This window comes from Streptosporangium sp. NPDC004379 (assembly GCF_042873875.1).
Lineage (GTDB): Bacteria > Actinomycetota > Actinomycetes > Streptosporangiales > Streptosporangiaceae > Streptosporangium.
The window spans coordinates 155,530-177,068 of the sequence record NZ_JBIAMC010000011.1; the positions used below are offsets into that span (position 1 = coordinate 155,530).

At 72.1% G+C, this 21,539-nt stretch carries 14 protein-coding genes; 7 read left to right on the plus strand and 7 right to left on the minus strand.

What is annotated here, in order from left to right:
* Positions 1–64: 64 nt before the first annotated feature.
* On the plus strand, positions 65–1,102 hold the full coding sequence (locus ACFYSC_RS23910; RefSeq protein ID WP_389965544.1) for a family 2 encapsulin nanocompartment cargo protein polyprenyl transferase: 1,038 nt from the start codon (positions 65–67) through the stop codon (positions 1,100–1,102).
* Positions 1,103–1,193: 91 nt separating this feature from the next.
* Here ACFYSC_RS23910 and ACFYSC_RS23915 read toward each other — a convergent pair whose 3' ends face one another.
* The gene (locus tag ACFYSC_RS23915) at positions 1,194–2,090 is read right to left on the minus strand and encodes a TIGR03619 family F420-dependent LLM class oxidoreductase (protein WP_389965547.1); all 897 of its coding nucleotides are present in this window, start codon (positions 2,088–2,090) and stop codon (positions 1,194–1,196) included.
* Positions 2,090–2,896 (minus strand): SAM-dependent methyltransferase, encoded by an 807-nt coding sequence (locus ACFYSC_RS23920; RefSeq protein WP_389965550.1) that lies wholly within the window; start codon positions 2,894–2,896, stop codon positions 2,090–2,092. The genes ACFYSC_RS23915 and ACFYSC_RS23920 overlap by 1 nt, the downstream gene beginning before the upstream one ends.
* A 229-nt stretch (positions 2,897–3,125) precedes the next feature.
* Between ACFYSC_RS23920 and ACFYSC_RS23925 the strand changes: the two genes are divergently transcribed.
* Positions 3,126–4,790, plus strand: coding sequence for an ABC-F family ATP-binding cassette domain-containing protein (locus tag ACFYSC_RS23925; protein ID WP_389965553.1), 1,665 nt, complete (start codon positions 3,126–3,128; stop codon positions 4,788–4,790).
* Here ACFYSC_RS23925 and ACFYSC_RS23930 read toward each other — a convergent pair.
* Complete coding sequence (locus tag ACFYSC_RS23930) at positions 4,775–5,284, minus strand: hypothetical protein (RefSeq protein WP_389965556.1); 510 nt, start codon at positions 5,282–5,284, stop codon at positions 4,775–4,777. The two genes, ACFYSC_RS23925 and ACFYSC_RS23930, sit on opposite strands and share 16 nt — an antisense overlap.
* Positions 5,285–5,570: 286 nt before the next feature.
* Between ACFYSC_RS23930 and ppgK the strand changes: the two genes are divergently transcribed.
* From ppgK to hrpA, 3 genes are all read left to right on the plus strand, one after another.
* The gene (gene ppgK, locus ACFYSC_RS23935) at positions 5,571–6,305 is read left to right on the plus strand and encodes a polyphosphate--glucose phosphotransferase (RefSeq protein WP_389965559.1); all 735 of its coding nucleotides are present in this window, start codon (positions 5,571–5,573) and stop codon (positions 6,303–6,305) included.
* 156 nt (positions 6,306–6,461) lie between these two features.
* Positions 6,462–8,768 (plus strand): glycoside hydrolase family 6 protein, encoded by a 2,307-nt coding sequence (locus ACFYSC_RS23940; RefSeq protein ID WP_389965561.1) that lies wholly within the window; start codon positions 6,462–6,464, stop codon positions 8,766–8,768.
* A 275-nt stretch (positions 8,769–9,043) separates the two neighbouring features.
* A complete protein-coding gene (hrpA, locus tag ACFYSC_RS23945; protein WP_389965564.1) occupies positions 9,044–12,913 on the plus strand; it encodes an ATP-dependent RNA helicase HrpA in 3,870 nt (1,289 codons plus the stop codon).
* Between the two features lie 15 nt (positions 12,914–12,928).
* Here hrpA and ACFYSC_RS23950 read toward each other — a convergent pair whose 3' ends face one another.
* The 3 genes from ACFYSC_RS23950 to ACFYSC_RS23960 all read right to left on the minus strand — a co-directional run bounded on the left by ACFYSC_RS23950 (position 12,929) and on the right by ACFYSC_RS23960 (position 14,943).
* Positions 12,929–13,627: a Uma2 family endonuclease gene (locus tag ACFYSC_RS23950; RefSeq protein WP_389965567.1), complete on the minus strand. Its 699-nt coding sequence runs from the start codon at positions 13,625–13,627 to the stop codon at positions 12,929–12,931.
* Between the two features lie 192 nt (positions 13,628–13,819).
* On the minus strand, positions 13,820–14,311 hold the full coding sequence (locus ACFYSC_RS23955) for an NUDIX domain-containing protein (RefSeq protein WP_389965570.1): 492 nt from the start codon (positions 14,309–14,311) through the stop codon (positions 13,820–13,822).
* A 59-nt stretch (positions 14,312–14,370) separates the two neighbouring features.
* On the minus strand, positions 14,371–14,943 hold the full coding sequence (locus ACFYSC_RS23960) for a dihydrofolate reductase family protein (RefSeq protein WP_389965573.1): 573 nt from the start codon (positions 14,941–14,943) through the stop codon (positions 14,371–14,373).
* A 412-nt stretch (positions 14,944–15,355) separates the two neighbouring features.
* Here ACFYSC_RS23960 and ACFYSC_RS23965 point away from each other — a divergent pair, with 412 nt between their 5' ends.
* Complete coding sequence (locus ACFYSC_RS23965) at positions 15,356–16,003, plus strand: HAD family hydrolase (RefSeq protein ID WP_389965576.1); 648 nt, start codon at positions 15,356–15,358, stop codon at positions 16,001–16,003.
* 81 nt (positions 16,004–16,084) lie between these two features.
* On the opposite strand, the gene ACFYSC_RS23970 is transcribed toward ACFYSC_RS23965, so the two are convergent.
* Positions 16,085–17,623 (minus strand): gamma-glutamyltransferase family protein, encoded by a 1,539-nt coding sequence (locus ACFYSC_RS23970; protein WP_389965579.1) that lies wholly within the window; start codon positions 17,621–17,623, stop codon positions 16,085–16,087.
* Positions 17,624–18,101: 478 nt separating this feature from the next.
* Here ACFYSC_RS23970 and ACFYSC_RS23975 point away from each other — a divergent pair, with 478 nt between their 5' ends.
* Entirely contained in the window at positions 18,102–21,515 is a 3,414-nt protein-coding gene (locus ACFYSC_RS23975) for a M28 family peptidase (RefSeq protein WP_389965582.1), read from the plus strand.
* The last annotated feature ends 24 nt before the right edge of the window (positions 21,516–21,539 follow it).

Here is a 21,539-nt window from a genome sequence, read left to right on the forward strand (position 1 = left end):
GCGGGGTGGCCGCGGGCAAGAGCGAGGTCCCCCGCGGGGGCGGGGGACACACTGGAGGGAAAAGATGACCGCTGTCGAGCTGGCGGCCGAGGGCCGATCGGCGGCCGAGGTGCTGACCTGGAGCCGCCGGATGGTCGAGTCCGTCATACGGCCGGCGGCCGACGGGCTGCCCCCGTCGATGCGGCACATCGCCGGCTACCACTTCGGCTGGTGGGACGAGCACGGCGGTCCCGTCGAGGCGGACGGCGGCAAGGCGATCCGGCCCGCGCTGGCGCTGCTGGCGGCGGAGGCCGTGGGGGGCGCCGCCGCGGCGGCGCTGCCCGCGGCGGCGGCCGTCGAGCTGGCGCACAACTTCTCCCTCCTGCACGACGACGTGATGGACGGTGACCGGACCCGCCGCCACCGCCCCACGGCGTGGGCCGTCTTCGGGGTGAGCCCGGCGATCCTGGCCGGTGACTCCCTGCTGACGCTGGCCTTCGGCGTGCTCGCGGCAGGGGGCCCGGCGGCTCCGGAGGCGGCCCGGATCTTCGGCGCCGCGGTCCAGGAGCTGCTGGAGGGCCAGCACTCCGACGTCGCCTTCGAAAGGCGCGGGCACGTCGAGCTGGACGAGTGCCTGGACATGGTGGCGGGCAAGACCGGCGCGCTGCTGGCCGCCGCGTGCGCGCTCGGCGCGCTGTTCGGCGGCGCGGACCCCGAGCGTGTCGAGGGCCTGCGGGCCTTCGGCGCGGATCTGGGGCTGGCGTTCCAGTTCGTGGACGATCTGCTGGGCATCTGGGGCGATCCCGCGGTGACCGGCAAGCCCGTCCATTCCGACCTGCGGAGCCGTAAGAAGTCGTTGCCGGTGGTGGCGGCGCTCACCTCCGGCACCGCGGCGGGGCGGGAGCTGGCCGGCCTCTACACCAGGGAGGAGCCCCTGACCGAGGCCGATCTGGGTCGCGCCGCGGACCTCGTCGAGGCCGCGGGCGCCCGCGCCTGGAGCCGGGAGCGGGCCGGTGAGCTGCTGGGCCGGGCCCTGGGCCATCTGGAGGCGGCGGGCTCGGTGCGGCGGCCCGTCGCCGAGCTGGCCACGCTCGCCCGCCTGGTCACCCGGCGCGACCGCTGACCGCCGTACGGCCGATAGGGCGCCGCCGGGTGACCCGCCCCGGTGCGGAGAGCCCCGCCGAGCAGCACGTCCCGGCAGGGGAGGACAGCAGCTAGCGGAGGACGGTCTCGCGCAGGGTCTCGGCGAGGTCGAGCAGGTGGGCGGGGTCGCGCGCGGTGAGCTGGAGATCGACGAAGATCTCCTGCACGCCGGTCTCGGCGATGGCCCGCAGCCGCCCGCCGACCTCCTCCACGGTCGCGCCGGCCGTCCCCGTGACGACCGGGTTGGCCCGTACGACGACGCGTATCCCGTCCGGGTCACGTCCGGCCCGTTCGGCGGCCCGCCGTATCGCGTCCCGCATGCCCGTAAGGAGCGGCACCGGCATGGCGGCCGCGAGCCAGCCGTCGGCACGGCGGCCGACGCGCTCCAGGGCGGCGGGGGAGAAACCCGCCAGCAGGAGGGGCGGGCGGGGGCGCTGGACGGGCTTCGGGTCGATGTGGCTCGGCGGGATGCTCCAGCCGGGCGCGGTGACGGCCACCGGGTCGTCGCGCCAGACCGCCTCCAGCGTGTCGATCGTGGCGTCGAGCCACGCGGCGCGTCCCTTCCAGGGCACTCCGGCCGCGGCGTACTCGTCCCTCGACCAGCCGAGGCCCAGCCCGGCGTCGAGGCGGCCGCCGCTGAGCACGTCGAGCGTGGTGAGCGAGCGGGCCAGCAGCACCGGGGGATACCAGTTGGCGTTCAGCGTGCTGGTCCCCAGACGGATCCGGGAGGTGACGGCCGCGGCGGTGGTGAGGACCGCGAGCGGGTCCAGGAACGTGCGGTGCTCCGGCGGGATGGTGCCGTCGCCGCCCGGGTAGCGGTCCCGGGGGGAGAGCGGGGTCAGCAGCCGGTCGCCCGCCCACAGGCCGTCGAAGCCCCGGGCCTCGGCCTCCCGGGCGACGGCGACCACCGCCTCGGGGCGGGCGAATCGGCCGTACTGCGGCACCGCCAGCCCGAAGCCGACCGCCATCAGGGCTTTCTCCCCACCCCGCAGAGGATCAGTGACCGTGAGGGGTCCTCGTGGAGCGCGGGGTCCTCCGGCCGCCACTCCGGCAGCCAGGCCACCCCCGGCTCCAGCAGGTCGAATCCGTCGAACAGCTCGGTGATCTCCTGGCGGGACCGCAGGACGAGGGGGGAGTTGGCCCGCTTGTAGACGCTGGTGCCCTTGTCCACGGCCTCGATCCGGGAGTCGCGGGTGCCGTGGGACAGCACCAGGTGGCTGCCGGAGGGCAGGGCGTCGCGCAGTGTGGCCACGATGCGGCGGGGATCGTCGGCCTTGGTGATGAAGTGCATGACCGCCACGAGTAGCACGGCCATGGGCTGGGAGAAGTCGAGATGGTCCTGGATCTCCGGAGATTTGAGGATGCTCTCGGGGGTCCGCAGGTCGCCGGGGGTGACGATGACCCGGCGCTGGTCCTCCTGCAGCAACGCCCTGGCGTGGGTGAGGACGATCGGGTCGTTGTCGATGTAGGCGACGCGGGAGTCCGGTGCGATCTGCCGGGCCACCTCGTGGACGTTGCCCTGCGTGGGCAGGCCGGTGCCGATGTCCAGGAACTGCCGGATTCCCTGGCCGGCGAGGAACCTGACCGCCCGGCCGAGGAAGGCGCGGTTCTCCCGCGCGGCCGTGCGCACCTCGGGGGCGACCGTGAGGATCTCCTCGGCCGCGGCGCGGTCGGAGGCGAAGTTGTCCTTGCCGCCCAGGTAGTAGTCGTACAGGCGGGCGACGCTGGGAGTGTTGACGTCGATTCCGCGGCGTGCCCACTCTTCATCTGCCATGCCCCGCCTCCGCCCGAAAGCCCCGAAAGATCCCGTGTGAAGATCTTTAGGCAGAGCGTAGTGCGCCATCTCCCGAAATCAGCGGAATTTACGAAATCTTCTAGGGAGTGTTCGGAGGGGCGGAAGGTCCCAAGCGGCGGGTTCTGCCGGGCGCGGAAGGGGTCCGGCGGCGCCGTACGGTCGGAAAACGTGGAGAGGTCCGGACGGCGTGGCCGATAGCGTTGCCGTCATGAGCGCCACCCTCGTCGCGAAGGACCTCGCCGCCGGCCACGGTGACCGCGCCCTGTTCTCCGGCCTGGACCTCGTCGTCGCCCCGGGCGACGTGGTCGGCCTGGTCGGGGTGAACGGGGCCGGCAAGTCCACCCTGATGCGGATCCTGGCCGGGCTGCTGCCGCCCGAGCACGGCACCGTACGGCTGAGCCCGCCCACCGCGTCCGTCGGCTACCTCCCCCAGGAGCGTGAGCGCCGGGCGGACGAGACGGTCGCCGCGTTCCTGGCCAGGCGGACCGGGGTGGCCGCCGCGCAGCGCGCCCTCGACACCGCGACCGAGGGCCTCGTCGAGGGGCGGCCCGGCGCCGACGACGAGTACGCCGTCGCCCTGGACAGGTGGCTGGCCCTGGGCGGGGCCGACCTGGAGGACCGGGCCGGGGAGGTCGCCGCCGAGCTCGGCCTGACGGTGGACCTCGGCCTGCCGATGGCGGCGCTCTCCGGCGGGCAGGCCGCCCGGGCCGGGATGGCGTCCCTGTTGCTCAGCCGCTACGACGTCTTCCTGCTGGACGAGCCCACCAACGACCTCGACCTCGACGGCCTGGAACGGCTCGAACGCTTCGTCGCCGGCCTGCGCGCCGGGACGGTCCTGGTCAGCCACGACCGCGAGTTCCTCGCCAGGACGGTCGACCGGGTCGTGGAGCTCGACCTCGCCCAGCGGCAGGTCCGCTCCTACGGCGGCGGCTACGACGGCTACCTCGCCGAGCGGGAGATCGCCCGGCAGCGCGCCCGCGACGCCTACGACGAGTACGAGGGCACCGTCACCGCCCTGCGGCAGCGGGCCCTGACGCAGCGCGCCTGGATGGAGAAGGGCGTCAAGAACGCGCGGCGCAAGGCCACCGACAACGACAAGGTCGGCCGGAACTTCCGCACCGAGACGACCGAGAAGCAGGCCGCCAAGGCCCGCCAGACCGAGCGGATGATCGAGCGGCTGGAGGAGGTCGAGGAGCCCCGCAAGGAGTGGGAGCTGCGGATGGAGATCGCCGTGGCCCCCCGGTCCGGGGCGGTCGTCGCCACGCTGCGCGGCGCGGTGGTCCGGCGCGGCGGGTTCACCCTCGGGCCGGTGGACCTGCAGATCGGCTGGGCCGAGCGGGTGGCGATCACCGGCGCGAACGGCTCGGGCAAGACCACCCTGCTCGGCGCGCTCCTCGGGCGGCTCCCCCTCCAGGAGGGCCACGCCTCGCTCGGCCCCGGCGTGGTCGTCGGGGAGGTGGACCAGGCGCGGGGGCTGTTCCTGGGCGACGAGCCGCTGGTGGACGCCTTCGGCGCCGCCGTACCGGAGATGACGCCCGCCGACGTGCGGACGCTGCTGGCGAAGTTCGGGCTGCGTGCCGCGCACGTGCTGCGCCCGGCGGCCACGCTGTCGCCGGGGGAGCGGACCCGCGCCGCCCTGGCGCTGCTCCAGGGCCGGGGCGTCAACCTCCTGGTCCTCGACGAGCCGACCAACCACCTCGACCTGTCCGCGATCGAGCAGCTGGAGTCGGCGCTCGCCGCCTACCCCGGCACACTCCTGCTCGTCACCCACGACCGGCGGATGCTGGAGGCGGTCCACACCGCCCGGCACATCCACGTCGAGGCGGGCCGGATCACGGAACGGCCGGGCGCGGGAGGTCAGCGCGACAGGTAGAGCACCTTCCAGGTGCCGGCGTAGAGGCAGTTGATCGACGGCTGGGCCGACCTGGCCTCGGAACAGACCTTCAGCTCCACCTGGTAGACGTCGTGGTGGTCGAACGTGAACGACTTCGGCGTGCCGTACGAGCAGTCGCGGACGGTCCGGTGCGTGAAGGGCAGGTCCCCGCCGGGCGTCCGGTAGGTGATCCGGAAGACCGCCAGGCCGCAGGTCGAGCTCGCGCGGGTCAGGTCCTGGACGCGCCCGGAGATCCGGACGGTCTCGGCGGCGGGGATGTCGGCGTGGTCCTCGCCGGTGGCGCGCAGGGAGCCGGAGGCCTTGGCCCCGCGCCCCGGGGAGTACCGGGGGCCCCAGACGGTGGCCGGGGCCGCGGCTCCGGTGTCGGCGGGGGCGGTGACCTGGGCGGCCTGGGCGGCAGGGGGAAGCGAGACGGCCGAGAGCACGGCGGCGGCGGCGAGGGCGAGGCCGGTGAGGAGACGGGTGGCGGTCATCGGAGCGGTCCTTTCCTGAGGTGGTGCACGCAGTGTGTTATGACGTGCTTTCAGCGGGCTTGACCGCACCTGCAGACGAGTATCAGCGGCCTTGACACCACCGGTGGCCGGTACGGGCACGGCTCCCGCGCTCGGGGACCGGGGGTCCCGCCGGTCCGGTGACCGACGCGGCCCGCGGACCGCTCCCGTGCCCGGAGGCCGGCGACCGCGGTCACCCGGACAGGCGGCGGCGGGCGGGCATCACCCGCCCGCCGCGGGGAAGGGAGCCCGGCAGGGAGGTGACGCCATGGAGGCGCTGGGAATCGACATCGGAGGTTCGGGGATCAAGGGCGCCCCGGTGGACGTCGCGACGGGGCGGCTGACCCGGGACCGGCTGCGCGTCCCGACCCCGGACCCCGCCGCGCCGGAGGCGGTCGCCGAGGTGGTCGCGCAGATCACCGGGCACTTCGCGTGGACGGGGCCGGTCGGGATCACCTTTCCCGGGGTCGTGGTCGACGGGGTCACGATGTCGGCCGCCAACGTGGACCGGTCGTGGATCGGCCTGGACGCGCGGGCTCTGTTCGCCAAGGCCACGGGCCTGCCCGTGACGGTGCTCAACGACGCCGACGCGGCCGGGGTGGCCGAGATGACGCACGGCGCGGCCAGGGAGACGGCCGGGGTGGTGCTGATGCTGACGTTCGGCACCGGGATCGGCAGCGCGTTGTTCGCCGACGGCCGGTTGGTGCCCAACACCGAGCTCGGGCACCTGGAGCTCCACGGCAAGGAGGCCGAGAGGCGGGCCTCCGACCATGCGCGCGAGGCGCACGACCTGAGCTGGGACAAGTGGGCCGAGCGGGTGGAGGAGTACCTGCGGCACGTGGAGATGCTGTTCTCCCCGGCGCTGATCGTGGTCGGCGGCGGGGTCAGCAAGAAGTCGGAGAAGTTTCTGCCCAAGGTACGGCTGCGCACCCCGGTCGTCCCGGCGGCCCTGCTGAACGAGGCGGGCATCGTGGGGGCCGCCATGGCGGCGGTGAAGGCGTAGACGGCTGAAACTTTCATCGGACCCGAAGGGCGTTCGGTGAGGTCAGCGGCGGGGACGGCTCTGGCGGGCCGTCTCCGCCGTGCAACACCCTGTACACATTCCCGAAACCTCCGGACTATGGGAGCGCTCCCACCCACGTCCTGGAGATGATCGAGAATGAGCTCTCATCCGCGTCGCCGCGCCTGGTTGCACCGGGCCGCGACTTCGACGGCCCTGCTGGTGGCCGCCGCAGGCCTGGCCGCCGGCCCGGCCGCGACGGCGCACGCCGCCGTCTCGTGCGACGTCACCTACACCACCAACGAGTGGCAGGGCGGTTTCACCGCCAACATCAACCTGAAGAACCTCGGTGACCCGCTGAACGGCTGGACCCTCGGCTTCGCCTTCCCCGGCACCCAGCAGGTGCAGCAGGGCTGGTCGGCCACCTGGAGCCAGAGCGGCAACCAGGTCACCGCGAAGAACATCGACTGGAACGGCAGCCTCGCCACCGGCGCGTCGACCAGCATCGGCTTCAACGGATCGTGGAGCGGGAGCAACCCCAAGCCCACCTCCTTCACGGTCAACGGCGTCACCTGCGGCGGGACCACCCCGACCAACCAGCCGCCCACGGTGAGCCTGACCAGCCCGGCCAGCGGCGCCTCCATCCCGGCGGGCTCGGCCGTGCCGCTCGCGGCGACGGCCAGTGACGACGGCGGGGTGAGCAAGGTCGAGTTCTACATCGACGACACCCTGGTCAACACCGACACCACCGCCCCGTACAGCTTCTCGGCGGCGAACGTGGGGGCCGGCAGCCACACCGCCAAGGCCAAGGCCTACGACAACGCCTCCCCGGCGCTGTCCAAGGAGACCGCCGCGGTGCCCTTCACCGTCGGCGGCGGGACCGGAACCCCGTCGATCATCGCCACCTCGACCGCGGTCACCGTGCCCGAGGGCGGCTCCAAGACGGTCGGTTTCAGGCTCAGCGCGGCTCCCACCTCCAACGTCACGGTCAACCTGACCAAGACGGGTGACACCGACATCACGATCACGCCGTCCACGCTGACCTTCACGCCCAGCAACTGGAACACGGCGCAGAACGTGACGGTCTCGGCGGCCCAGGACAGCGACCAGGTCAACGGCACCGCCACCATCTCCGCCGCGGCCACCGGCCACACCGGCGCCTCCGTCACCGCGACCGAGGACGACGACGACGTCACCACGCCGCCGCCCGGCGAGCACGTCGACAACCCCTACGCCGGGGCCACCGGCTACGTGAACCCCGACTGGTCGTCCAAGGCCAAGGCCGAGCCGGGCGGCGCCGCCGTGGCCGACATCTCGACCGGCGTGTGGCTGGACCGCATCGCCGCCATCGAGGGAACCTCCTCGGCCAAGGGCCTGCGCGCCCACCTCGACGAGGCGGTCAAGCAGGACGCGGCCAACGGCAGCAAGCCGCTGACGGTCCAGTTCGTCATCTACAACCTGCCGAACCGCGACTGCTCGGCGCTGGCCTCCAACGGCGAGCTGCGCATCTCCCAGAACGGCCTGACCCGCTACAAGACCGAGTACATCGACCCGATCGCCGCGATCATGAAGGACCCGAAGTACGCGGCCCTGCGGATCGTGTCGATCGTCGAGATCGACTCGCTGCCGAACCTGGTCACCAACCTCAACGTGCCTGACTGCCAGGAGGCCAAGTCGAGCGGCGCCTACGTCGACGGCGTCCGCTACGCGCTGGACAAGCTCCACGCGATCAAGAACGTCTACACCTACGTCGACGCCGGTCACCACGGCTGGCTGGGCTGGGACACCAACTTCGGCCCCTCGGCCGACCTGTTCGCCAGCACCGTCTCCGGCACCGCCGCCGGCTTCGACAGCGTGGACGGCTTCATCACCAACACCGCCAACTACTCGGCGCTGAAGGAGCCCCACTTCACCATCAACACGACGGTGAACGGCCAGACCGTCCGCCAGTCGAAGTGGGTCGACTGGAACTTCTACGTCGACGAGCTCAGCTACGCCCAGGCATTCCGGAACCTGCTCATCCAGAAGGGCTTCAAGTCCACCCTCGGCATGCTGATCGACACCTCCCGCAACGGCTGGGGCGGCTCGGCCCGTCCGGCCGCGCCCAGCACCTCCACCGACGTCAACACCTTCGTCGACCAGTCGCGGGTCGACCGGCGCATCCACGCCGGCAACTGGTGCAACCAGAAGGGCGCCGGCCTCGGTGAGCGCCCGCAGGCCAACCCCGCCCCCGGCCTCGACGCCTACGTCTGGATCAAGCCTCCGGGCGAGTCCGACGGCTCCAGCTCCGCGATCCCCAACGACGAGGGCAAGGGCTTCGACCGGATGTGCGACCCGACCTACACCGGCAACGCGCGCAACGGCAACAACCTGAGCGGTGCCCTGCCGAACGCGCCGATCTCCGGCCAGTGGTTCTCCGCCCAGTTCCAGGAGCTGCTCAAGAACGCCTACCCGGCGATCAACTAGCCTCCTCCTGATCCCTCTCACCCGGGTCCCCGGCCGCCTCGGCGGCCGGGGACCCGCCCCTTTTCCCGGGCGTCTCCGGACCGAGGACGTCCGGGGACCCGCCCTTTTCCCAGGCGTCTCCCGACCCGAGGAGGTCCGGAGACCCGCCCCTTCTCCCGGACGTCTCCAGCCCGGGAGAAGGGGCGCCGGGATATTGGGATGCGGGCGCGGCGGGCGGTCGGGCACGATGGGCGGTCGGCTCCGGAACTTCGGGCTGAAAGTACTCTGGAAGCAGTATGGGAACGCCTCCTTTGACATCTCCGCTCGCTCAGCTCCACGCGCGCCTGCCCGAACTCACTCTGCGTGACCAGCGCCGGTTGCGGCGCCGGCTCGACGGTGCCCGCAAGGTCAGGAACCGCGCCGCGCAGCAGAAGATCGCCGCGGAGATCACCTCCGACATCGAGAAGGCCGAGCGCCGGGTCGCCGAGCGGCGCGCGGGCGTGCCCGCGATCACCTATCCGGAGAGCCTGCCGGTCAGCCGCCGCAGGGACGACATCCTGGAGGCGATCCGCGACCACCAGGTCGTGATCGTCGCCGGTGAGACCGGCTCCGGCAAGACCACCCAGCTGCCGAAGATCTGCCTGGAGCTGGGCCGGGGCGTCAAGGGCCTCATCGGGCACACCCAGCCGCGCCGGATCGCCGCCCGGACCGTCGCCGAACGCGTCGCCGAGGAGCTGGACACCCCGCTCGGCGAGGCCGTGGGCTACAAGGTGCGCTTCACCGACCAGGTGAGCGACGGCACGCTCGTCAAGGTGATGACCGACGGCATCCTGCTGGCGGAGCTGCAGGGCGACCGGGACCTCGCCCAGTACGACACGCTCATCATCGACGAGGCGCACGAGCGCAGCCTCAACATCGACTTCATCCTCGGCTACCTCAAGCAGCTCCTGCCTCGCCGGCCCGACCTGAAGATCGTCATCACCTCGGCCACGATCGACCCCGAGCGGTTCTCCCGGCACTTCGGCGACGCCCCCATCGTGGAGGTGTCCGGCCGTACGTACCCCGTCGAGGTCCGCTACCGGCCGGTGGAGGAGGACGACGACCAGATCCAGGCGATCAGCGACGCCGTGGACGAGCTGTGCGCCGAGGGGCCGGGCGACATCCTCGTCTTCCTCAGCGGCGAGCGGGAGATCCGCGACACCGCCGACGCCCTGTCCAAACGCAAGGACGCCGAGGTGCTGCCGCTGTACGCCCGGCTGTCGGCCGCCGAGCAGCACCGGGTCTTCCAGCGCCACTCCGGCCGCCGCATCGTGCTGGCCACCAACGTCGCCGAGACCTCGCTGACCGTCCCCGGCATCAAGTACGTCGTGGACCCCGGCTTCGCCCGGATCTCCCGCTACAGCCACCGCACCAAGGTCCAGCGGCTGCCCATCGAGGCGATCTCCCAGGCGTCGGCCAACCAGCGCAAGGGCCGCTGCGGCCGCGTCTCCGAGGGCGTCTGCATCCGCCTCTACAGCGAGGAGGACTTCGTCTCCCGGCCGGAGTTCACCGACCCGGAGATCCTGCGCACCAACCTCGCCTCGGTCATCCTGCAGATGACCTCCATCGGCCTGGGCGACATCGGCGCCTTCCCCTTCGTCGAGCCGCCGGACCAGCGCCAGGTCAGGGACGGCTACGACCTGCTGCTGGAGCTGGGCGCGTTCGACAAGGCCCGGGAGATCACCCCGCTCGGCCGCAAACTGGCCGGCCTGCCGGTGGACCCCCGCCTGGCCCGCATGGTCATCGAGGCCGACCGCAACGGCTGCGTCCGCGAGGTCATGGTCATCGCAGCCGCGCTGTCCATCCAGGACCCGCGCGAGCGTCCCGCCGACAAGCAGCAGGCCGCCGACGAGAAGCACCGCCGGTTCGCCGACAAGGAGTCGGACTTCGTCTCCTACCTGAACCTCTGGAACCACCTGCAGGAGCAGCAGAAGGAGCTGTCCTCCAGCGCGTTCCGGCGGCTCTGCAAGGCCGACTTCCTCAACTACCTGCGGGTCCGCGAATGGCAGGACGTCTACGGCCAGCTCCGCCAGATGTCGAAGTCCCTCGGCGTCACCCTGAACGGCGTCCCCGGCGACGAGCAGAAGATCCACGTCTCCCTGCTGTCCGGCCTGCTGTCGCACGTCGGCGTCAAGGACGTCGACAAGAAGGGCGCGGACGGCCCCCGCCGCCCGATGACCGAGTACATCGGCGCGCGGAACGCCCGCTTCGCGATCTTCCCCGGGTCGGCGCTGGCGAAGAAGCAGCCCCTGTGGGTGATGTCCGCCGAGCTGGTGGAGACCTCCCGCCTGTGGGCCCGGGTCAACGCCAAGATCGAGCCCGAGTGGGTCGAGCCGATGGCCCAGCACCTCGTCAAGCGCACCTACTCCGAGCCGCACTGGGAGAAGAACCAGGGCGCGGTGATGGCGTACGAGAAGGTCACCCTGTACGGCGTGCCCATCGTGGCGCAGCGCAAGGTCAACTACGGCCGCATCGACCCCGAGCTGAGCCGCGAGCTGTTCATCCGGCACGCCCTGGTCGAGGGCGACTGGGAGACCCACCACGCCTTCTTCAAGGAGAACCGCAAACTCCTGTCGGAGGTCGAGGAGCTGGAGGAGCGGGCCCGCCGCCGCGACATCCTCGTGGACGACGAGACCCTGTTCGACTTCTACGAGCAGCGCATCCCGGCCGACGTCGTCTCCGGCCGCCACTTCGACTCCTGGTGGAAGAAGGTCAGGAACGACCAGCCCGACCTGCTCAGCTTCGAGAAGTCGATGCTGATCAGCGACGCGGCGGGCGACGTCAGCCAGCGCGACTACCCCGACGTCTGGCGCCAGGGGAGCCTGCGCTTCCCGCTGACCTACCAGTTCGAGCCCGGAGCCGACGCCGACGGCGTCACCGCGCACATCCCGCTGGCCCTGCTCAACCAGGTCAACCCCGACGGCTTCGACTGGCAGATCCCCGGCCTGCGCGAGGAACTGCTCACCGCGCTCATCCGGTCCCTGCCCAAGGAGATCCGCCGCAACTTCGTGCCCGCCCCCAACTACGCCAAGCAGGTGCTCCAGCGGGCAGAGCCCACCCGGGAGCCGCTGCTGACGGTGCTGGAGCGGGAACTGGCCGCCCTCACCGGCGTGTGGGTGCCTCGCGAGGCGTGGCGGCTCGACCAGGTCCCCGACCACCTGCGGATCACCTTCCGGGTCGTCGACGGCCGTAAGAAGAAGATCACTGAGAGCAAGGACCTCGCCGACCTCAAGCGGCGGCTCGCCCCCCGGCTCCGCCAGACCCTCTCCCGGGCCGCCGACGGGCTGGAGAAGTCGGGCCTGACCACCTGGAGTCTGGGGGAGCTGCCGAAGACGTTCGAGCAGCGCCGGATGAAGGCGTACCCGGCGCTGGCCGACGAGGGCGCGACCGTGGCCGTGCGGATGTTCGAGACCGAGACCGAGCAGCGCCGCGCCATGTGGGAGGGCACCCGCAGGCTGCTGCTGCTGAACACACCCTCTCCGGCCAAGCAGGTGCTCGGCCGCCTGGACAACCAGGCCAAGCTCGCCCTCAGCCGCAGCCCGCACGCCGGCGCCGTCGCCCTCTTCGACGACTGCGTCGCCTGCGCCGCCGACCGGCTCATGAGCGAGTACGGCGGGCCGGTCTGGGACGGGCCGGCCTTCACCGCCCTGCACGACAAGGTCCGTGCCGAGCTGTTCGACACCACCGAGGAGGTGGTCTCCCGGGTCCGGGACATCCTGGCCGTCTGGCACGCCGTCTCCAGCCGCCTGGCCGAGGCACGCTCCACCCCCGCGGTCGAGGACGTCCGCGACCAGGTGGGCGACCTGGTCTACCCGGGGTTCGTCACCGCCACCGGCCACAAACGCCTGACCGACCTGCTGCGCTACCTCAGGGCGGCGGAGCGGCGGCTGGAGAAGATGGCCGACGACCCGTTCCGCGACGAGGAGCGGATGTACAAGATCCACGACCTCGAGGACGAATACCACGAGCTGGTGGAGAAGCTGCCCCCGGCCCGCCGCGCGGACGACGACGTCCGGGAGATCCGGTGGATGATCCAGGAGCTGCGGGTCAGCTACTTCGCGCAGACCCTCGGCACGCCGTACCCGATCTCCGACAAGCGCATCCGCAAGGCCATGGAACGCCTCTGAGCGGGGCCCGCCTTCTCAGGCGGGAAGGAAGATCGAGGTGTCCAGGTCGAAGTCGACGGGGGCGGGGATGCGGACCGGCTTGCCCAGCTCGGCGTGCACGGCGGTCCGGTAGGCGCCGTCCTCGGGGTCGCTGAGGACGGTGACCGCCGGCGGGGAGGTGACCGGGTCGATGATCATCATGATCGGGATGCCGCAGCCGGCGTAGATACGGGGCTTGGCGTGGTGGTCCGTGTGAGCGCTTCCCGGTGAGACGACCTCGGCCACCATGATCACCCCAGAGGAGAGGATCTCCCGGTCGCCCCACAGGGGGGCATTCAGCGGCACGATGCAGTAGTCGGGGGCCATGGTGTCGCGGGGCCCTTCGATGCAGATGTCGACGTTTCCGGCGAAGCTCTCCCATCCGTGCTTCTCCAGAAGGGGATGCAGGGCGAAGGTGAGCTGCAGGGCGATGCGAGCGTGCCGGGGGGTTCCGAGAGGGCTCACGATCAGGTTCCCGTCGATGATCTCTGTGCGCAGGGGGATGTCAGAGGAGAGGGATGCGAGGAATTTCCGTATCGTGCGGTCGGAGGCGCTGATGATCAGGTTGCCGTGGATGATCTCCGTCCGCGCGGGGAGCTCGGGGGGGAGCGCGTCGCGGAACTCCCTCACCGTGCGAGGGGGCCGTGCGCCCCGCAGGGCGTAGGAGAAAAGATCACCGCGTGCCGTCACCACCATGGCTCATGTCCCTTCGTAGTCGAACACACACTCTGAGTATTCCATGGAGTCGTCCAGGGGATGCGAGGTATGCGTGATGGTTATCCGCCTCGCCGCCATGCCCCGGGAGTCCTGGACCTGGTCTCCGGGCAGACGGTCAAGCCGGCCGTCCGGACCGGTGGGGGCATCCGCCGGCCGGGCGGGTGGGACGGCTCACCCGCCCGTGGGGGCGCCGCCGGGGAGGTAGACGGCGCGCCGCTCGCGGCGGGCCAGGCGGGCGGCGGGCAGGCGCGGCGCGCTGACCTCCGGCAGCAGTGTGACGGCGGTGTCCCAGGCCAGGAACGCCGCGTCGTCCAGCTCGTCGGCCTGCAGCCGGATGCGCGACGGGTCGTCCAGCACGCCGCCGTCGAACAGGAAGTTCACCATGGAGCGGGGGCGGTCCCCGGCCGGGGGCGACCAGTGCACCACGAGCAGCCCGCCCACCTCGACCGGCACGCCCAGCTCCTCCATCGCCTCGCGCGCGGCGCAGTCGTGCGGCGCCTCACCGTTCTCGACGATCCCGCCGGGAAGGCTCCAGCCCGGCCGGTAGTTCGGCTTGACCAGCAGGACCCGGTCGTCGGCGTCGGTGACCAGCACGGCGGCCGAGGTGAACACGCTGGGCAGTGTGGCGTACCACTCGGACGGCTCCAGGAAGACCTTGCTCACCCCGTCACGCTAACAGGACACCCCGGCCCGCCCCGTCACGCCGCCGACGCGCGTCCCTGTCACTCGGAGGGCGCGGCGGGCTCATGGCGGAGCAGGACGGCCCGCGAGTCGAGGATCCGCGACTCGATGAGCCGCAGACCGAGGCGGTCCTTCGTCTCGGGGAACAACCGCCTGCCGCCGCCGAGGACGACCGGGTGGACGATGACCTGGTACTCGTCGATCAGGCCGAGCCCGCCGAGGGCGGCTCCGAGGCTCGCGCCGCCGTTGAGCAGCATGTCCCGGCCCGGCTGCCGCTTCAGCGCGGTGACCTCCCCGGCGAGGTCGCCGCCGATGACCCGGGCGTCCCAGTCGGCCGCTTCGAGGGTCGTGGAGAAGACGATCTTCGGGGTCCTCCGCCAGATGGGGGCGAACGCCAGGTCGTGCGGATCGTCCGACATCGATTCCGCGTGCGGCCAGAAGCCCGACATCATCTCCCACACCGGGCGCCCGTAGAGGAAGGTGTCCACCCGCTCGCTGAGTGCCATGGAGTGGGCGGACAGCTCCGGTCCCATGGCGGCCCAGTCGAACTCGCCGTTCGGCCCCTCGATGTGGCCGTCGAGCGACGCGTGGACCCAGTAGATGATCTTGCGCATGCCGTGCTCCTCTGTCGTGTGCGGAGAGCGCCCCGGTGGGCACTCCCGCCGGTAGGTCGGAGCCGCTGACGCGTTCTTGACATTCCGCGGGAGATCATTCCGGGCGGATCGCGGAACTCCTCCGCGGCGCGGGGAGCGCCCTCCGGAAGGCGTGCCGGGGAGGGAGCCGCGCGTGCTCGTCACCGGTCCGCCGCCGTGAGGCCCGGCGCGCGGTGAAGGCGCGGTACGGCCGGTGGTGACGATACGGCCGGCGGCGAGGAGGCGGCCGGCGGTGACGGTGCGGCCGGCAGCGAGGAGGCGACCGGCGGCGGCGGGGCGATCGGCGATGATGGGGCAACCGCCGTTCTCCTAGACGAACGACCCGATGCCCGCTCGTCTAGGATCGGTCCGGCCTGTCGAAAGGGGATATGTCATGGTTCGGGCGGTGGTGTTCGACGTCGGGGAGACGTTGATCGACGAGACGCGGATCTGGTCGCGCTGGGCCGACCGGCTCGGAGTCACCCGGTTCACGCTGCTCGGCATGCTGGGCGGCATGGCCGCCCTCGACCGGCCGCACTCCGACGTCTTCGAGCTGCTGCGGCCAGGCTTCGACCTGGAGGCCGAGCAGGAGGCGTGGAAGCGCGACGACCCCGACGGGCTCCGGGTGAACTTCGACGCCGACGACCTCTACCCCGACGTACGGCCCGGCCTGGCCGCGCTCCGCGACCTCGGGTACGAGCTGATCATCGCGGGCAACCAGCCTCCGCAGGCGTACGACGCGCTGACCGCGATGGACCTGCCGGTCCACGCGATCCACACCTCCGACGGCTGGGGCGTGGCCAAGCCGGCCCCGGAGTTCTTCGCCAAGGTCGTCGCGGTGTCGGGCCGCGAGCCGGAGGAGATCCTCTACGTGGGCGACCGGCTCGACAACGACGTCCGCCCGGCCGGCGCGGCGGGCATGCGGACCGCGCTGATCCGCCGCGGCCCGTGGGGCCACCTGCACGCCGCCCGGCCCGAGGCGGCCGAGGCCGACCACGTCGTCGACGACCTGCACGCCCTGGCCGCACTCCTCCGGCGCTGACCACTCCTCCGGCGCTGACCACTCCTCCGGCGCCGGCCGCTCCTCCGGCGCCGGCCGCGCCGCTCGCGGCGCGAGGCGCGGTCAGACGCCCGCGGCGGCCCCGATGATCGAGCGCGGGTCCGCCGCCCCGGCGAGGATGCCCGAGGGCAGCACGTCGATCAGGTGAGCGTGGCCGAACGACGATCCGTACGGCGCGGAGCGGACGGGATGGCCGCGCTCGCCCAGGCCCCCGCCCCACGGGGCGCCCTCCTCCACCTCGACCGTCGCGTGGTCGGGGGCGAGCCAGGTGTCGAAGCCGGTGCCGCCCGAGGCCAGCCGCCAGCGGGCGGCGGCGACGGCCTGCCCGGGGGCCTGGTCGTGGACCAGCAGGCGGGTGATGATCTGCAGCAGGATCTGCGGCTGGGCGTCGCCGCCCATGGTGCCCACCACCGAGCGCAGCGACCCGTCGGTCCGGGTGATCAGCGCGGGGACGAGGGTGTGCGGCGGTCGGCGGCCGGGACCGTACTCGGCGGGATGGCCGGGCTCCAGGGAGAAGCCGATGCCGCGGTTCTGCAGGTTGATGCCGGTGTGCGGCTCGAAGATGTAGCTGCCGAAGCCGGAGGCGTTGGACTGGATCAGCGAGACGCCCATGCCCTCGCGGTCCACCGCGCACAGGTAGGTGGTGTCGCCGGAGGAGGTGAGGTCACGCACCGCGACCCTCCTGTTCCGGTCGATCATCTTCCGGCGTTCGGCGGCCGAGGCGAGCGCCGTCTCGACGGAGCAGCCCTCGAACAACACGTCGGGCCTGTCGTGCCCGGCCACCCGCGCGGCCTCCACCAGCAGGTGCGCCCAGACGGGGTCGGTCGGGTCGGCGGGCAGGTCGAGCTCCTCGGCGACGGCCAGTGCGAGCAGCAGCAGGTAGCCCTGGGAGTTCGGCGGCGCGGTCCACATGTCGTGGCCCAGCGCGCGGACCCTGAGCGGCTCGACCCAGTCGGCGTTGTCCCTGGCCAGGTCGTCCTCGGTGTACTCGCCTTCGCCGAGGGCGATCAGTCCCTCACCGAACTCGCCGAGGTAGAACCCCTCGCGCCCCTCGGCGAGGGCCTCCATCGCTCGCGCCACGCCGGGCCGCCTGATCAGGTCCCCGGTACGGCGGGCGGTGGCGAAGTCGTGGTGCAGGGGGCCGACGGTCTCCAGGGACGGCACCATCAGCGGGGAGGCGGGGAATCCGGCGAGGGCGTGCTCGATCGCGGGCGCCAGCACCTCGGTCATGGTCAGCCTGCCGTACCGCTCGTGCAGAGCCAGCCAGCCGTCGGCGCAGCCGGGCACCGGGACGGAGCGGATGTCCCCGCGGTGCGGCATCCGCTCGTGCCCCTCGGCGCGCAACCGGTCCGGGTCGGCGCCGGAACCCGCCCGGCCTGAGGCGTTGAGCGCCGCCGGAGCCCCGGGGCCGTCGTGGACGAGCGCGAACAGGTCGCCGCCCAGCCCGCACAGGTGAGGCGCGGTCACCGCCAGCACGGCGTTGGCCGCGATCGCCGCGTCGGCCGCCGAGCCGCCCCGCTCCAGCATCGCCAGTCCCGCCCCCGAGGCGAGGTGATCGACCGTGCAGACCATTCCAGAGCGCGCGTAGCGGGTGTTCAGCATGACGAGAGCGTACGGCTTCGGCCCCCGGGACCGCATCGCCGGTACGGCCTCGCCCCGGCCGGAAGGCTTCGCCTCGACCCGGAGATCCCGGTCCGGGGGCTCCGGTCCGGGGGCTCCGGCCCGATGATCCCCTGGCTCGATGATCCTCGGCTCCGGCTCCGGCTCCGGCTCCGGGTCCGGGTCCGGCTCCGGGTCTGCGGCTGCGGGTCTCCGGGCTTCGCCCGCCGCCATGCTCCCGCCCGCTTTTTCGGTAGGCATACGGATGCCGCTACGGATGTTCGGCGCCCGACCGCGGACCTAGGGTCACGGAACGGGGCGCCGCACCGCGCCGCCCCTCTCCTTTCCACCCCCCGTCTCCCTCACCCCCTCGCCTCCCGCCGTGCCCCGCCGCCGGGTGATCCCCGCCTGCGGAGCCGCCGCCCTCCCCTGCCCGCGCGCGGGCGGCCGCGGCGCGGGAGACCGACCGAAAGGAACACGCGTGAGACGCAGAGCCGTACTCGCGGCCACCCTCGGCCTGGCCGTGGTGGCCGCGGTGGCACCCTCCTCACCGGCGGCCGCCAAACCCTCCCCGGGACCGGCCGACCATGCCCGCTCTCTTCACGTCCGCTCCTTCGCCGACCCGCCCCAGCTCGCCGTGGCCGCCGCCGACCAGGCCGTCGCGAGCGGTCTGGACGAGCTGCGCAAGGGGCCCGACGAGATCTACCGGCGCACCGCCGTGGTGCCGGGCTCCGAAGGCATGTACTCCGTCGTCTACGAGCGCACCTACAAGGGGCTGCCCGTGGTGGGCGGCGACGCGGTCGTGATCACCGACTCCGCGGGGAAGGTGCGCGACACCGCGGCGGCCTCCGGCGCCACCCCGAAGGTGCCGACCTCTCCGAAGGTGACCGCCGAGGACGCCCGTGCCAAGGCGAAGAGCCGGCTGACCCGGGTCGACGACAGCGCCGATCCGCGCCTGGTGGTCCTGGCCTGGGGCGCCAAGCCGCGCCTCGCATGGGAGGCCCTGGTCTCCGGCGTCGCCGGCGGCAAGCCGAGCAGGCAGCACGTGTTCGTCGACGCGCGCACCGGCGAGATCGCCGACGCCTACGACGAGGTGCGGGCGGGCACCGGGAACGGCTACTACTACGGCCAGGTCACCATCTCCACGAGCGGCTCCGGCAGCTCGTACTCGATGACCGACCCGACCCGCAGCGGCATCCGCTGCGGCGGGCAGAACGGCTCGGCCTACACCGGCACCGACGACGCCTGGGGCAACGGCTCCGGGACGAACCTGGAGACCGCGTGCGTGGACGCGCTCTACTCGGTGCAGAAGGAATGGGACATGCTGCGCGACTGGCTCGGTCGCAACGGCATCAACGGCAGCGGCGGCGGCTTCCCGGCCAAGGTCGGGCTCAGCGACGTCAACGCCTACTGGGACGGCAGCACCACCAACTTCGGCCACACGCAGGACAACCAGCGCCAGGCCACGTCGATCGACGTGGTGGCCCACGAGTTCGGCCACGCCATCTTCCAGAACACCCCCGGTGGCACCGGCTCCGGCAACGAGAACGGCGGCCTCAACGAGGCCGTCGGCGACGTCTTCGGCGCGCTCACCGAGGCATACGCCAACAACCCGAACGACCCGCCGGACTACGAGGTCGGCAAGAAGGTGGACCTCGTCGGCGACGGCCCGATCCGGTACATGTACGACCCGTCCAAGGTGGGCGACCCCAACTGCTGGTCCTCCTCGATCTCGAGCACCGAGGTGCACGCCGCGGCCGGCCCGTTCAACCACTGGTTCTACCTGCTGGCCGAGGGCTCCGCGCCGGGCGGCGGCAAGCCGAACAGCCCGATCTGCTCCGGCGGGCCCTCCTCGGTCACCGGCATCGGCATCCAGAAGGCCGGAAAGATCTTCATGGGCGCGCTGATGCGGAAGACCTCGACCTGGAAGTACACCAACGCCAGGCTGGCGTCGCTGTCGGCGGCGGTCGAGCTGTACGGCGACGGCAGCCCCGAGTGCGCAGCCACCAAGGCGGCCTGGAACGCGGTCAGCGTGCCGGTGCAGACCGGTGAGCCGACCTGCGCCGCGACGGGCAACGACTTCTCCCTGACGCTGAGCCCCGCCGCGGGCACGGCGCAGCCCGGCCAGCAGGTCACCTCGACCGTCGGCACGCAGACCACCTCGGGCAGCGCGCAGGCGGTCGCCCTCACCGCCTCCGGCCTGCCGGCGGGCGCCACCGCGAGCTTCAGCCCGGCGTCGGTGACCTCGGGCGGCACCTCCACCATGACCATCGGCACCGCCGGGTCGACGCCGGCCGGGACGTACACCGTCACGGTCACCGGCTCCGCCACGTCGGGCACGCACACGGCGTCCTACACCCTGACGGTCGGCAACGGGGGGCCCGCCCCGACCGACCCGCCGGACATCAGCCTCGCCAACGTCAAGACCCACCTGCAGCAGCTCCAGAGCATCGCCACCGCCAACGGCGGTACCCGCAGGTCCACGGGCGCCGGCTACACCGCGTCGGTGTCCTACATCGAGCAGAAGCTCACCGCCGCCGGCTACACCGTGGTGCGGCAGTCCTGCACCTCCGTCTGCACCTCCGGGGCCGGGCCGAACCTGATCGCCGACTGGCCCGGCGGAGACGCGAACCAGGTCGTCATGGCCGGAGCGCACCTGGACAGCGTCTCGGCCGGTCCGGGCATCAACGACAACGGCTCGGGCTCGTCGGCGCTGCTGGAGGTCGCGCTGACGCTGGCGGCGAAGAACCCGACGATGGCCAAGCACGTGCGGTTCGGCTGGTGGACCGACGAGGAGCAGGGCCTCAACGGCGCCCAGTTCTACGTCAACTCGCTCAGCTCCACCGAGCGCAGCAAGATCAAGGTCTACCACAACTACGACATGGTGGCCTCGACCAACGGCGGCTACTTCATCAACAACATCAACACCGAGGCGGCCCAGTATCTCAAGGCCTTCTACGACGGCCTGAACCTCCAGCCCGAGGAGAACACCGAGGGCGCCAACCGGTCCGACGACGCGCCGTTCCGGAACGCGGGGATCGCCACCTCCGGCGTGGCGGCCGGCGCCAGCGCCACCAAGACCTCGGCCCAGGCCGCCAAGTGGGGCGGTACGGCGGGCCAGGCGTACGACCCCTGCTACCACCAGTCGTGCGACACCACGAGCAACATCAACGACACCGTCCTGGACCGGGCCGCCGACGCCTCGGCGTACGCGATCTGGAAGCTCGCGACGGGCACCACCACGAGCCGTGACTTCTCGATCTCCATGAACCCGTCCTCGGGGACGGTCCAGGCGGGCCAGGCGGCCACCGCCACGGTCTCCACCGCCACCACGGCGGGCACCGCGCAGACGGTCAGCCTGTCCGCGTCGGGTCTGCCCACCGGCGCCACGGCCGGCTTCAACCCGGCGTCGGTGACCTCGGGCGGCTCGTCCACCCTCACCATCGCCACCACGGCCGCGACGCCCTCCGGCACCTACCAGGTTACGGTGACCGGCACCGGTGAGGCCGCCACCCGCACCTCGACGTACACGCTGACCGTGCAGGGCACCTCGGGTGGCCGCACGTTCCGCAACGACACCGACTACACCGTCTACGACTACGGCACCGTCCTGAGCCCGATCACCTCCACCGCGACCGGCTCGGCGGCGTCGCCCGTCAAGGTGACCGTCACGATGAACCACCCCTGCGCCGAGGACCTCCAACTGTGGCTCCGCGGCCCGAACGGGCTGTGGTATCCGCTCCAGGCCAGCGGCGGCTACATCTGCACCCCGTACGGCACACGGACCTACACGGTCCCGGTCGCTCAGCGGGCGGCCGGACAGTGGGTCCTGGAGGTCGACGACCTGTATCCGGGAGACACCGGCAAACTCGACTGGTGGAGCATCACCGTCTGAGTGCCCGGCCCACGAACGGAAGAC